Source organism: Actinoplanes sp. KI2 (assembly GCF_025630775.1).
Classification (GTDB): Bacteria; Actinomycetota; Actinomycetes; order Mycobacteriales; family Micromonosporaceae; genus Actinoplanes.
Map to the genome: position 1 here is coordinate 184,679 of NZ_JAOSZE010000002.1, position 12,259 is coordinate 196,937.

A 12,259-nucleotide genomic window follows, 5' to 3' on the forward strand; every position below is an offset into this window, starting at 1 on the left:
CCGAGCCGGCCATCCGCATAGCGTGGAGACCGTGATGGACGACGACGCCGGCTACGTCTCGACCGGCAGGCTGCCCTCGGCGCGCCGGGTGACGAAAGCCCTGGACGAGGCGTACGAGAAATTCCGCCACGAGGACAGCGGCACGCCCTCCACGCTGTACCCGGCACTGGCTCGCGTCCCCCCGCACCTCTACGGACTGTGCGCCGCCGGGGTCGGCGGCGGCATCTACCCGGCCGGCGACGCGGGGCACGGGTTCGCGCTGATGAGCGTAGCCAAGCCATTCGTGTTCGCGCTGGTCTGCGAGGCGCTCGGCGCCGGGGAGATGCGCCGGCGGCTCGGCGCCAACGCGACCGGGCTGCCGTTCAACTCGGCCACGGCGGTCGAGCGGGCGCCGGACGGGCGCACCAACCCGATGGTCAACGCGGGTGCGATCGGCACGGTCAGCCTGGTCCCCGGCGCCGACGCCGAGGCGAAGTGGAAGTTCGTCCAGGAGGGCCTGTCCCGCTTCGCCGGTCGCGACCTGCCGCTCGACGAGGAGGTCTTCCCGTCGGCCTCGGCCACCAACCATCGCAACCGCGCGCTGGCCAACCTCCTGCAGACGTACGGGTTCCTGGGTTGCACGCCGGCCGAGGCGGTCGACCTGTACACCCGGCAGAGCTGCCTGCGCGTCACGGCCACCGACCTCGCCGTGATGGGCGCCGCCCTGGCGAACGGCGGGGTCAATCCGCGCACCGGCGAGCGCCTGGTCGGGCCGGCAGCCTGCCACCACACCCTGGCCGTGATGGCGACCGCCGGGCTCTACGAGACGTCCGGGGACTGGCTGTACGACGTGGGCGTGCCGGGCAAGAGCGGCATCGGCGGCGGCATCGTCGTGGTGTCCCCCGGCAAGGGCGCGCTCGCCGCGTTCTCCCCGCCGCTCGACGGCTACGGCAACAGCGTCCGGGGGCAGCTGGCCGCCGGCTTCCTCTCCCGGCGGCTGGGCCTGACCCTGTTCGCGTCCAAGCCGGCGCCCGCCGCTAAGCCGACCTAAGCGGGCAGGCCGCTGAGCGCGTCCACCAGCCGCCGCGCCGAGCCGGCCAGGTTCCACCGCTCGGCCAGCACCAGCAGGGCGTCCGGGTTTTTCGGCGCCCGCGGCAGGGCCGGGTCGAACTCCGGGAGCTTCGCGTCGAGGGCCACCTTGCACACCGGCAGCGCCTTGTCCAGGTAATCCCGGGCCGCCGCGAGTTTCACCCGCAACCCCGGCGCGAAGCCCGCGGCCGGATCGTCCAGCGCCGCGAGGATCTCCGGTACGCCGCCGTACCGGCTGACCAGGCGCGCCGCGGTCTTCTCGCCGACGCCCGGCACGCCCGGCAGGCCGTCGCTCGGATCGCCGCGCATCGCCGCGAAGTCCGCGTACCACCGGGCCGGCACCCCGTACTTGGCCTCGACCAGGGCCTCGTCGGCGTCCTCCAGCTTCGCCACGCCGCGGCCGCAGTACAGCAGCCTCGTCCCGCGCGCGTCGTCGACCAGCTGGAACAGATCCCGGTCGCCGGAGACCACCTCGACCGGGCCCGGCTGGGTGGCGGCGAGGGTGCCCAGCACGTCGTCCGCCTCGTACCCGTCGACGCCGAAGGCGGGAATCCCGACCGCGGCCAGGACCTCGAGCAGGATCGGGATCTGCTTCTCCAGGGCCGGCGGCACCTCCTCCACGTCGCCGTGCGCCACCCGGTGCTTCTTGTACGACGGGACCAGCGCCACCCGCCACTGTGGCCGCCAGCTCGCGTCCAGCGCGCACACCAGCCGGTTGGGGCGGCGGGTGCGGACCAGCTGAGCGATCATGTCGAGGAACCCGCGCACCGCGTTCACCGGCTCGCCGGCGGAGGTCTGCGCCGCCTTCTCCGGAATCCCGTGGAAGGCACGGAAGTAGAGGCTGGGCGCGTCGACGGCGAGCAGCGGCTGTGCGGTCACCAGGACACCATAGTCAATGGGGAGGAAAGCCATGCGCGCCGTCGTGCTCGACGCACCCGGACCGCCCGAGGCGCTGCGGATCCACGAGCGGCCCGTACCGCAGCCCGGGCCGGGCTGGGTGCTGATCGAGGTGCGGGCCAGCGGCCTCAACCGCTCCGAGCTGCACACCCGGCTCGGGCTGGCCGACGGCGTGGTCTTCCCGCGGGTGCTGGGCATCGAGGCGACCGGCGTGGTGGCCGCGGCGCCGGGCGGCGAGTTCGAGCCGGGCCAGCAGGTGATGACCATGATGGGCGGGATGGGCCGCACCTTCGACGGCGGCTACGCCGAGTACACCTGCGTGCCGGCCGGGCAGGTCATCCCGTTCCGCTCCGAGCTGCCGTGGGAGGTCCTCGGCGCGGTGCCGGAGATGCTGCAGACCGCGTACGGCAGCCTCACCGTCGGCCTGGACGCGCAGGCCGGCCAGTCCCTGCTGATCCGGGGCGGCACGTCCTCGGTCGGGATGGCCACCGCGGTGCTCGCCAAGCGGCGCGGCCTCACCGTGCTGGCCACCACCCGCGACCCGGCCAAGGCCGGCGCGCTCACCGAGATCGGCGCCGACCACGTGCTGATCGACGACGGTGACGTGGCCACCCAGGCCCGCGAGCTGTTCCCGGACGGCGTCGACCTCGCCCTCGAACTGGTCGGCACGCCGGCGCTGCCGGACACCCTGCGCGCGCTGCGGGTGCACGGCGTCTGCTGTTTCACCGGCATGCTCTCCAACCAGTGGCTGGTCCGCGACTTCTACCCGATCGGATACCTGCCCCGCGGGGTGCGGCTGGCGGCGTACGGCGGCGAGGCCGACGACCTCCCGGCGGCGGTCCTGCAGGAGTTCCTCGACGCCGTCGCGGCCGGCACCGCGACGATCCCGCTCGCCCGGGTCTACCCGCTCGACGAGATCGTCCGGGCGCACGCCGACCTGGAGGCGAACCGGGTCGCCGGCAAGTTGGTCGTGTCGATGACGACGCCTTCCTGAACGTTCGTTAAGATAACGGGGTGACGGTAGATCGAATCCTCCCCACCGACGAGGCGTACGACCTCCTGGACCTGACCCGTGAGCTCGCCGATCGTGAGCTCGCCGGAAAGGCCGACGAGCACGAGCAGCACGGGGTGTTCCCCCGCGAGACCCTCCGGACGCTGGGCCGGTCGGGGCTGCTCGGGCTCCCCTACCCCGAGGCCGACGGCGGGGCCGGCCAGCCGTACGAGGTCTATCTCCAGGTCCTGGAGGTTCTCGCCGGGCGCTGGCTGGCGATCGCCGAGGCGGTCAGCGTGCACACCCTGGCCTGCTATCCGGTCTACGCACACGGGACCGAGCGGCAGCGCAAGATGCTGCCGGACATGCTCGGCGGCGACCTGCTCGGCGCGTACGCGCTCTCCGAACCGCAGGGCGGCTCGGACGCCGCGGCCCTGCAGACCCGCGCGACCCACGACGGCGCGGGGTGGGTGGTGAACGGCACCAAGGCCTGGATCACGCACGCCGGGCACGCCGATTACTACAACATCTTCTGCCGTACGGGTGGGCCCGGCGCGACCGGCATCTCGTGCCTGCTGGTCGACGCCGGCACGCCCGGGCTGGTCCCGCAGAAGCCCGAGCGGACGATGGGCCTGCGCTCCTCCGCCCCGGCCCAGCTGGTCCTGGAGAACATGCACGTCGACGCCGACCGCCTGGTCGGCGTCGAGGGCGGCGGCTTCCGCATCGCGATGGAGGCCCTGGACGCCGGCCGGCTGGGGATCGCGTCGTGCGCGGTTGGGCTGGCCCAGGCGGCGGTCGACTACGCGGTGGCGTACGCGGCGGAGCGCGAGCAGTTCGGCCGGCCGATCGGGACGTTCCAGGGGGTCGGCTTCATGCTCGCCGACATGGCGACCCAGGTGTCGGCGGCTCGGGCGCTCACCCTCGCGGCGGCGCGCCTCAAGGACGCCGGCCGGCCGTTCTCGATCGAGGCGGCCAAGGCGAAGCTGTTCGCGACCGACGTGGCGATGCGGGTGACCACCGACGCGGTGCAGGTGCTCGGCGGGTACGGCTACGTCAGCGACCACCCGGTCGAGCGGTGGTTCCGCGAGGCCAAGGTTCTGCAGATCGTCGAGGGCACCAATCAGATCCAGCGAGTGGTGATCAGTCGCTCGCTGATCTAGCGGCGGTCTTCGCATCCGATACCCGCCCGAGAACACGATCGCGCAACATTGGACGGGACGATCCGATTATCGGAACCGCTTGCGGATGATCGCCGCGGAGGCGTGCGCGCCCGGGGGATCTCCGGGCTCTCGCCGGCGAATATCGTCGCTCGCCTATGAGCGAAGAGTTGATTCCGGAGCCCGCCTCCTTGCGGCGCCGGGCGATGGCCTGGGCGTTCGATTCCGCCGTGGTGGCAGTACCGGCGGCGATGCTGGTCGCCGCCGGGGTAGCGACCACGTGGCAGAGGTTTGAGGCCGACATGGTCGGTCGCACGGGGTTGACCGTCTTCGACTTATTACGAGGTCACGGCCTGAAGTTGGCCGGTGTCCACGATGATCGGTTTTGGGTCGTCCTGCCGCTGGCCGGTGCGCTGCTCGTGGTGCCGCTGATCCAGTTCCTCTACCAGTCGGTGCTGCTGTCCTGGCGGGGCCGCACCCTCGGCTCCGTCCTCGTCGACACCCGGGTCGGGACGGACACCGAGCCGATGAGCCTGCTCAGCCGCCGGGCCCGACGTCGGGCCTTCCTGACCGTCCTGGTCGAGTCGGGCCTGCTGTGTTTCGCCCTGGCCATCGTGGTCATCGGGGGAGCCGGCGCCGGCAGACTGCTCGTCGCGGCGGCCGTGGTCGTCTTCTGGCTCGACCGGCTGCCCCTCGTCGGCCCGCGCCGCCGCTCCCTGGTCGACTACCTGACCGGCACTGTTGTCGTGCGCACCTCCCACTACGCCGACATCGCCGCGAAAACGACCGTCCTCGCCCGGCGCCTGACCGGCAGCCCAGCGCCGCCCGTCGCCGGCGGATCCGAGGCGGAGGTCCGGCCCGCGCTCGCCGCACCCGACGCCCTGTCGTCCGACGTTGTCCTCGCCCCGCCCGATGGTCAGGCAGTTCCGGGTGTTGGGCAGCCGGTTGTCGGGCAACCGGCCCCCACCCAGTCGACCGCCGCGCAGGCCGCGGCCGCGGCGGCACGGCGCACCGCTGATGCCGCCGCCGTCGCCGGTCAGCTCGCCCGGGAGGGCGCCGACTCGATCGCCCGCAGCGCGGCGTTTCAGCAGGCGATCAACTCACGCGCCGCGCAACGGGCCCAGGACCTGGGCTCGCGTGCCTCCGGTTCGGCCCGCCGCCTCGGCGGCCGCGCCCAAGAGATCTGGGCCGAACGTCAGAGCCGCCGCGCCGACCAAGCCGGCGAGCACTCTCCCGGCGTGGATCGGCCCGACGTGGACCGGCCCGGGGCGGACCAGCCCGGCGAGGACCCACAGCGGTAACGCCAAGTGGGCCGCGGCCTGGTCGAATTCGCCGCGCTCCCCGGTCCAGGCGATGACGCCGTCCGGCCGGATCAGGACGGCGTCGAGTCCGAGCTTGTCGTGCGCCGGGCCGGCCGCATAACGGATCCGGCCCGCCCAGCCCTGTGCGGCGTGTTCCAGGTCGCCGCGGAAGTCGGGCAGAACACCGTGTCCGTCCTGAAGCAGGTGGCCCAGGCTGGTGCCGTCCTGAAGGCGGAAGTCCGGGGCGTTCCGGCCGGCAAGCGGGTGCTCGAACGCCGGCGGCAACGGTCGCGGGCGCAGCGGGCCTCGCTGTCGCGCTCGTACGTCGCGCTGGGGTAGCGTGCCGGGCGGCATGAACTGTTGCGAGGTGCCTCACCGGTGGGTGGGGAGAATCGGGAAGCCGGTGTGAGTCCGGCACGGGCCCGCCGCGGTAACCAGGGAGCTGCCGCCCACGCGCGTCCTGCGCGGCCACTGGCCTCACCGGCTGGGAAGGCGGGCGGACCAGTGCTGATCTGGGAGTCCGAAGACCGGCCTCGCGCTACCAGCCGCACCGCAGGTGCGGCGTGAGCGCAGCGGGAGCCTGCCCATGATCAGCGACATCTACGACGTGATCCACCGCCGCCGCGACGTCCGCGGCCAGTTCACCGGTGAACCCCTGCCCCCGGGCGCGCTGGACCGCGTCCTCGGGGCGGCTCACGCGGCTCCGAGCGTGGGGTTGTCTCAGCCGTGGGACTTCATCGTGATCCGCGACCGCGGGTTGCGGGAGTCGTTTCACCGGCACGTCGAGCACGAGCGGGACACGTTCGCGGCAACCCTGGACGCCGAGGCGGCCGACCGGTTCTCCCGCATCAAGATCGATGGTGTGCTGGAGTCGACCTTGTCGATCGTGGTGACCTATGACGCCGACCGGGGTAGCCCCGCGGTCCTGGGCCGACACTCCATCGCCGACGCCGGCCTGTACTCCGTGTGCCTGGCCATCCAGAACCTGTGGCTGGCGGCCACCGCCGAACACCTCGGCGTCGGCTGGGTGTCGTTCTACCGCGAAGCATTCCTGCAACACCTGCTCGGCATCCCGGCCGGTATCCGACCTGTCGCCTGGCTGTGTCTGGGCCCCGTCACCCACCTGCAAGGCGTACCCGACCTCGAAGGCCACGGCTGGCGCCGTCGCCGCCCGTTGCACGCCGCACTCCACGCCGACCGCTGGAATCCCGGCCCCACCACGACCCAGGACTGACCGGGGCGACTGCGGTGCCGGCCCGGGGCGAGGTGGTCGGCACCGCACACCTCCGGCTGTCGGCGTCAGTTCCCGAGGGCGGCGGGTGACTCGGCGTCCGGGATCAGTATCGACGGCTTGCCGGACCCGTCGGCGGCCACCGACCAGACGTCGGCCCGCTTCGGGCCGCGGCGGACGGCGTACATGACCGTGTCGTCGTCGAACCACGCGGCCTGATCGTCGATGCTGCGGGTCTCGGCCAGGTGGGTACGGGCCGTCGACCAGGCCGTAGACGGGCCGGCCCGAGGCCCAGCCCGATCACCAGGTACAGCGGGAGGATCGCGGTGACCATCTCGCTGGACACGTCGGTGACCAGGCTGACCGTGCCGAGGGCCAGCACGTTCGCGGCGACTTTAGCGGCTTTTGTCCGATCGACGACCGCGGGCCGCTCCACCGAGGCGAGGTACATCCGGATCAGCTCCAGACGTCGGTGATCGGCGAGACGCTCGCGGCACTGCCGAGCGCGGCCAGGCCGTACGCGGATTCGATGGTCCGCAGCACCGTGTAGTGGGTGATCTTCTCGGAGTACGTCCCGGCCGACACGCCGGCGCCCACGAACGTGGTGTGGATGTGGTTGAGCGACAGCGAGTTGTCCTCGTCGAAGGTGACGATGAGCAGGGCGATGTAGTTGGGCTGGCTGGGGTGGGTGATCGCGTAGGACTGCGAGAAGCTCGCGCCCTGCGCGGCGAGGGACTGGAAGTAGGGTGCGCTGGAGGCGGTGATCTGCGAGGACGCCTTGTTCTCGAATATCACCAGGACGATGTGGTCGAAACGGGGCACGCTGGTGGCGGCCTGGGCGGTGGTCGGGGCCGCGGCGGTGAGCCCGGCCCCGACGAGTGCGAGGGTCGCCGCAGCGACCGTTACACGCCGTACGGTCATGTAGGGGATCGTCGGCAGGGCCGGACACGCCGCGACGCACGGCACGTGGACGGCAGGTTAAGAATAGACGGCCGTCGATCAGGAGTCGCCGCGCGCCGGGCTCCTCCGGCGAACCACGAGGACGATGCCGCCGCCGATCAGGAGGACGGCGACGACCACCCAGACCCACCAGGCGCCGCCACTGCCGCCCTCGTCGCCGGGAAGGTCGGACACACTTGTCAGACTTGTCAGGTTTATCGGGCTTGTCGCGCTAAGGGTCGGCGACGGGCCGGCGGAGGACGGCGCGGACGACGGGCCCGGCTGCAGGGTGACCAGCGGCGCCGGGTGATCGGGCTCGGGCTGACCGGGCTCCTGGATCTCGATCCAGCGCACGACGGTGCCGTCCCCGTACGTCTCGAGGGTCTTGAAGCTCAGCCGGGTCTCGCCGTCGGGCAACTTCGCGACCTTGACCTTCCAGACCGCGTCGACGCCGATCTTCAGCGGGGCGCCCGCGACCGTGAAGCCGTCGGCCGCCCTGGTGAACGTCCAGCCCGCGGGCGCCTTGACCAAGGTCACACCGGCCGGGTCGAGGCCGGCCGGCAGCACCACCCGCTCCGACTTGATGCCGGCCTTGTCGTTCTCGGCCTCGCCGGTAAAGGTCAGCGTCACGTCCGACGCGCCCGCCGTGTGCTTGTCGGCGGACACCTCCACGTGCGCGAGCGCCGGGCCGGCCAGCCCCAGCACCGCGAGCCCGGCGACCGCCGCCACCGTCGCCATCCGCCTGGTCATCAATGCAGTTCTCCACGTCACGAGACCACAGTCGCGCTTCGGGACCCAAAAGTTCCGGTGAATCCTCCCGTCCCGCACCCGGGAAGGCTCAAGCGCTCGCCGGGTCGCCCGATCAAAGGCCTCGGACGGCAGACCACGCCGTGCATCCGCAGCCAGCAACGGAGAACGACATGACGACGCGAGCCGCACGCGCGTGCTTCGGCGCGTGGATTGCGGTGCTCACCGCCGTCTATTACGCCTTCCCCGGCAGCCACCTGTACACCTGGGCGCTGCTCGGGTACTCGAGCGCGGCGATGATCGTGCTCGGCGTACGCCTGAACCGGCCGTCCCGAAAGCTGCCCTGGTACCTGATCGCGGCGGCGCTGGTCTTCTTCAACAGCGGCGACAACCTGTACAACCTGGTCCTGACCACTGGGCACACCCCGGCCTTCCCGGGTCCCGCCGATGTGCTCTACCTGCTGGTCTACCCGCTGCTGACCGGCGGTTTCGTGCTGTTCGTCCGGTACCGCTCGGGCGGGGTCACCAACCGGGCGGCGCTGCTCGACGCGCTGGTGCCCACGGTCGGCCTCGGCCTGCTCCTGTGGATCTACTGGATCGCGCCGTTCACCCACGCGCACGACCTGACCCTGAAGGAGCGGGTGGTCTCGATCAGCTACCCGCTCGGCGACGTGCTGGTGCTGGCGATGACCCTGCGCATGATCGCCAGCCCGGGCCGGCGGTCGCGGGCGTTCACCGCGGTCGGCATCGCCATGGTCGGCCTGCTGGTCTCCGACATCCTGTACGGCCAGTCCCAGCTCAACAGCAACTGGTCGCTCGGCGGGCCGGTCGACCTCGGCTGGATCGTCTTCTACGCGGCGACGGGCTGGACGGCGCTGATGCCGTCGATGCGCCTGTTCTCCGAGCCGGCCGAGCGCTCCGGCGTCGACGGCCCGCAGCGGATCATCTGGATGGCCTCGGCCGCCCTAATCGCCCCGGCCGTGCTGTACTTCGAGTGGCTGCACGGCGGTGCCGTCGACGCGCCGATCATCGCGGGCGCCGCGGCCGTGATGTTCCTGCTGGTGCTCGGCCGGGTCAACGGGCTCGCGACGGCCCAGCGCCGGGCCCGGGCCCGGGAGCGGGCGCTGCGGAAGGCCGGCGAGGCGCTGTTCGCGGCGGCCACCGTCGAGGAGGCCCTCGTGGCGGCCCGCGAGGCCACCAAGCGGCTGATGCCCCCGGACAGGCCGCACGAGATGACGATGGTCGTGCAGGCGAACCCCACCCCGCAGCGGGCCGGGGTCCGCCGGGCCGCTGCCGGGGAGCTGCCGCCCGGCATGGCCCTGCCCGGGTACGACACGTTCCTGATCGCCAGGCTGCCGCTGGCCGGCAACCCGGCCCGGGAGGCGGTCGGCGTGCTGGGCGCGCCGGGCGAGGTGCTGGTCGAGCTGCTGGACACGTTCGAGGCGCTGTTCGCCCAGGTCGAGGTCGTGATCCAGCGGATACAGCTGACCGGCGAGGTCAACCGCCGGGACAGCGAGGCCTGGTTCCGGACGCTGATCCAGAACGCCTCGGACGTCATCCTGATCGTTACCGAGGACGACGAGATCCGCTACGCCAGCCCCTCGGCGGCGACCGTGCTCGGCCACGACGACCTGGCCGGCACGCCGCTGTCCGCGCTGGTCGTGGTCAGCCACCACCGGGCGATGCGGGACCTGCTGGCCGCCGTACGCCGGGGCCGCGGCACCGGCTCCGCGCCCGACCTGACCGTGCTGTGCGCCGACGGCCGGCTCGTGCAGGTCGAGGTGGACGCCCGCGACCTGCGGGACGACCCGACCGTCGGCGGGCTGGTGCTGACCATCGCGGACGTGACCGAGCGGCGGCGCCTCGAGGGCGAGCTGTCCCACCTGGCGTTCCACGACGGGCTCACCGGGCTGGCCAACCGGGTGCTGTTCCGAACCCGGCTCGAACAGGCCTACGCCGACTGCGCGCGGGACGGCCGTACGCTGTCCGTCCTGTTCGTCGATCTCGATGACTTCAAGGAGGTCAACGACACCCTCGGGCACGCGGTCGGCGACGAGCTGCTGGTGACCGTCGGGCAGCGGATCGCCGCGATCGTCGGCGACGGCAGCACGGCGGCCCGGATGGGCGGCGACGAGTTCGCCATCCTGATCGAGGACGGCCACCCGCACGGCAGCGCCGAGGACGTGGCGGCCGCGATCGTGACGGCCCTCTCGGTCGCGGTCGAGGTGAGCGACGGCCTCGGCGGCACGCACATCGTCAGCGGCGCGGCCAGCGTGGGCGTCGCCGCCAACACCGACGCGGCCGGCGCCACCGAGCTGCTGCGCCACGCCGACCTGGCGCTCTACCAGGCCAAGGGCGGCGACAAGGGCACCTGGCAGCGGTACCAGCCGGAGCTGCACACCGCGATGGTCGAGCGGCTGGCGGTACGCGCCGCGCTGCACGACGCGATCGAGGGCGACCAGTTCCGCCCGATGTACCAACCGATCGTCGACCTGCACACCGGCCTGATCACCGGCGTCGAGGCGCTGGTCCGCTGGAACCACCCGACCCGCGGCCTGCTCGGCCCGTTCCACTTCATCGAGGTGGCCGAGGAGAGCGGCGCGATCGTGGCGATCGGCATGTCGGTGCTGCGCGAGGCGCTCGTGCAGTTCGCCCGGTGGAAGGCGGACGACGCGCAGACAACGCTGAGGTACATCAGCGTCAACGTGTCGGCCCGGCAGTTCCGCACCCCGGGCTTCGTCGACCAGGTGCGCGAGGCCATCGCGGACGCCGGCGCGCGGCCCGAGTGGCTGCTGCTGGAGATCACCGAGAGCCTGGTGCTGCGCGACGCCGACCAGGTGTGGGCGGACCTGCAGGTGCTGCGTGCCATGGGCGTCCGGATCGCGATCGACGACTTCGGCACCGGGTACTCGTCGCTGAGCTACCTGCGCCAGATGCCGGTCGACGTGCTCAAGCTGGACAAGTCGTTCATCGACGACATCCTGAGCAGCGACCAGCAGCACACCATGGTCGACACGATCGTCACCCTGGCCCGCAACCTGGACCTCGCGGTCGTCGCCGAGGGCATCGAGGAGGCCGGCCAGCGCGACGCCCTGGCCGGGATGGGCTGCCCGTACGGGCAGGGCTACCTGTTCTCGAAGCCGGTCTGGCCCGCCGAGATCACCCCGCTCGTCCGAGGGGTTCTGACAGATATTCACTAGTGGCGGAAGCCGGCACACGGCAAGGTGTGAGCTGTGCTAGAGAACCCCGCGTGGGCCGCCCTCTCCGGGCCACAGGCCTGCTTCGCCGAGGCGTCCGGTGACGCCGCCTGCTACTCGTCCGACATCTCCCCCTTCGCCGCGATCGCCGACCCGGCCGACCCGTCCGGCTGGGACGACCTCGCCACGCTCACCGACCTGGCACTGCTCACCGGCCCGGCGGTCCGGCCCGGCCCCGGGTGGGAGATCGCGGTGTCGGTGCCCGGCGTGCAGATGATCGGTCAGAGCATGACCGGTGTGGAGGACAGCGAGGCGGTCGAGCTCACCGAGTCCGACGTGCCGGAGATCCTCGACCTGGTCGAGCGGGCCAAGCCGGGCCCGTTCCGCAAGCGGACCATCGTGCTCGGCCGCTACCTGGGCATCCGGGTCGGCGGACGGCTGGTGGCGATGGCCGGCGAGCGGTTCCGCCTCCCCGGCTGGACGGAGATCAGCGGCGTCGCCACCGACCCCGACTTCCAGGGGCACGGGCTCGGCGCGCGGCTCACCCTCGCGGTGGCGGCCGGCATCCTCGAGCGTGGCGAGTTGCCGTTCCTGCACGCGGCGGCCGACAACGCCCGGGCGATCCGGCTCTACGAGCGGCTCGGCTTCCAGCCCAGCCACGAGGTGGTCTTCGCGTCCTGCCGGCGCGTCCGCTGACCGTCCGGGCCCTCCCGTACCGTCCGGTTTGTCCG

General features: G+C 72.2%; 10 protein-coding genes, 1 pseudogene and 1 riboswitch. Of the genes and pseudogenes, 7 read left to right on the forward strand and 4 right to left on the reverse strand.

What is annotated here, in order from left to right; translation table 11 throughout:
- Positions 1-34 precede the first annotated feature (34 nt).
- Positions 35-1,030, forward strand: coding sequence for a glutaminase A (gene glsA, locus ODJ79_RS02590; protein WP_263021802.1), 996 nt, complete (start codon positions 35-37; stop codon positions 1,028-1,030).
- Here glsA and ODJ79_RS02595 read toward each other — a convergent pair.
- Positions 1,027-1,980 carry a 5'-3' exonuclease gene (locus tag ODJ79_RS02595; protein WP_263021654.1) on the reverse strand — a complete coding sequence of 318 codons (954 nt, stop codon included), beginning with the start codon at positions 1,978-1,980 and terminating at the stop codon, positions 1,027-1,029. The genes glsA and ODJ79_RS02595 overlap by 4 nt on opposite strands.
- Between ODJ79_RS02595 and ODJ79_RS02600 the strand changes: the two genes are divergently transcribed.
- From ODJ79_RS02600 to ODJ79_RS02610, 3 genes are all read left to right on the forward strand, one after another.
- Positions 1,979-2,959, forward strand: a complete 981-nt coding sequence (locus tag ODJ79_RS02600; protein ID WP_263021655.1) for a zinc-binding alcohol dehydrogenase family protein — start codon at positions 1,979-1,981, stop codon at positions 2,957-2,959. The two genes, ODJ79_RS02595 and ODJ79_RS02600, sit on opposite strands and share 2 nt — an antisense overlap.
- 20 nt (positions 2,960-2,979) lie before the next feature.
- The gene (locus ODJ79_RS02605; RefSeq protein WP_263021656.1) at positions 2,980-4,116 is read left to right on the forward strand and encodes an acyl-CoA dehydrogenase family protein; all 1,137 of its coding nucleotides are present in this window, start codon (positions 2,980-2,982) and stop codon (positions 4,114-4,116) included.
- A 155-nt stretch (positions 4,117-4,271) separates the two neighbouring features.
- Positions 4,272-5,414 (forward strand): RDD family protein, encoded by a 1,143-nt coding sequence (locus tag ODJ79_RS02610; RefSeq protein ID WP_263021657.1) that lies wholly within the window; start codon positions 4,272-4,274, stop codon positions 5,412-5,414.
- A 51-nt stretch (positions 5,415-5,465) separates the two neighbouring features.
- On the opposite strand, the pseudogene ODJ79_RS47090 reads toward ODJ79_RS02610, so the two are convergent.
- Positions 5,466-5,768 (reverse strand): annotated as a pseudogene (locus ODJ79_RS47090) (hypothetical protein); the annotation flags it as partial.
- A riboswitch (cobalamin riboswitch) is annotated at positions 5,763-5,965 on the forward strand. (Overlaps the previous pseudogene by 6 nt.)
- Positions 5,966-6,000: 35 nt before the next feature.
- Between ODJ79_RS47090 and bluB the strand changes: the two are divergent.
- On the forward strand, positions 6,001-6,648 hold the full coding sequence (bluB, locus tag ODJ79_RS02620; protein ID WP_263021659.1) for a 5,6-dimethylbenzimidazole synthase: 648 nt from the start codon (positions 6,001-6,003) through the stop codon (positions 6,646-6,648).
- Between the two features lie 453 nt (positions 6,649-7,101).
- On the opposite strand, the gene ODJ79_RS02625 is transcribed toward bluB, so the two are convergent.
- Together ODJ79_RS02625 and ODJ79_RS02630 are read right to left on the reverse strand one after the other, a co-directional pair.
- Positions 7,102-7,566 carry an alkaline phosphatase family protein gene (locus ODJ79_RS02625; protein WP_263021660.1) on the reverse strand — a complete coding sequence of 155 codons (465 nt, stop codon included), beginning with the start codon at positions 7,564-7,566 and terminating at the stop codon, positions 7,102-7,104.
- A 78-nt stretch (positions 7,567-7,644) separates the two neighbouring features.
- On the reverse strand, positions 7,645-8,334 hold the full coding sequence (locus ODJ79_RS02630; protein WP_263021661.1) for a YcnI family protein: 690 nt from the start codon (positions 8,332-8,334) through the stop codon (positions 7,645-7,647).
- 170 nt (positions 8,335-8,504) lie between these two features.
- Between ODJ79_RS02630 and ODJ79_RS02635 the strand changes: the two genes are divergently transcribed.
- Together ODJ79_RS02635 and ODJ79_RS02640 are read left to right on the forward strand one after the other, a co-directional pair.
- Entirely contained in the window at positions 8,505-11,531 is a 3,027-nt protein-coding gene (locus ODJ79_RS02635) for a putative bifunctional diguanylate cyclase/phosphodiesterase (RefSeq protein WP_263021662.1), read from the forward strand.
- A gap of 33 nt (positions 11,532-11,564) precedes the next feature.
- Entirely contained in the window at positions 11,565-12,224 is a 660-nt protein-coding gene (locus ODJ79_RS02640; protein ID WP_263021663.1) for a GNAT family N-acetyltransferase, read from the forward strand.
- The last annotated feature ends 35 nt before the right edge of the window (positions 12,225-12,259 follow it).

Bases quoted from the DNA above. Each gene is read 5' to 3' on its own strand.
- glsA (WP_263021802.1), top strand. From the start codon at position 35: ATGGACGACGACGCCGGCTACGTCTCGACCGGCAGGCTGCCCTCGGCG.
- ODJ79_RS02600 (WP_263021655.1), top strand. From the start codon at position 1,979: ATGCGCGCCGTCGTGCTCGACGCACCCGGACCGCCCGAGGCGCTGCGG.
- ODJ79_RS02595 (WP_263021654.1), bottom strand. From the start codon at position 1,980: ATGGCTTTCCTCCCCATTGACTATGGTGTCCTGGTGACCGCACAGCCG.
- ODJ79_RS02610 (WP_263021657.1), top strand. From the start codon at position 4,272: ATGAGCGAAGAGTTGATTCCGGAGCCCGCCTCCTTGCGGCGCCGGGCG.
- bluB (WP_263021659.1), top strand. From the start codon at position 6,001: ATGATCAGCGACATCTACGACGTGATCCACCGCCGCCGCGACGTCCGC.
- ODJ79_RS02625 (WP_263021660.1), bottom strand. From the start codon at position 7,566: ATGACCGTACGGCGTGTAACGGTCGCTGCGGCGACCCTCGCACTCGTC.
- ODJ79_RS02630 (WP_263021661.1), bottom strand. From the start codon at position 8,334: ATGACCAGGCGGATGGCGACGGTGGCGGCGGTCGCCGGGCTCGCGGTG.
- ODJ79_RS02635 (WP_263021662.1), top strand. From the start codon at position 8,505: ATGACGACGCGAGCCGCACGCGCGTGCTTCGGCGCGTGGATTGCGGTG.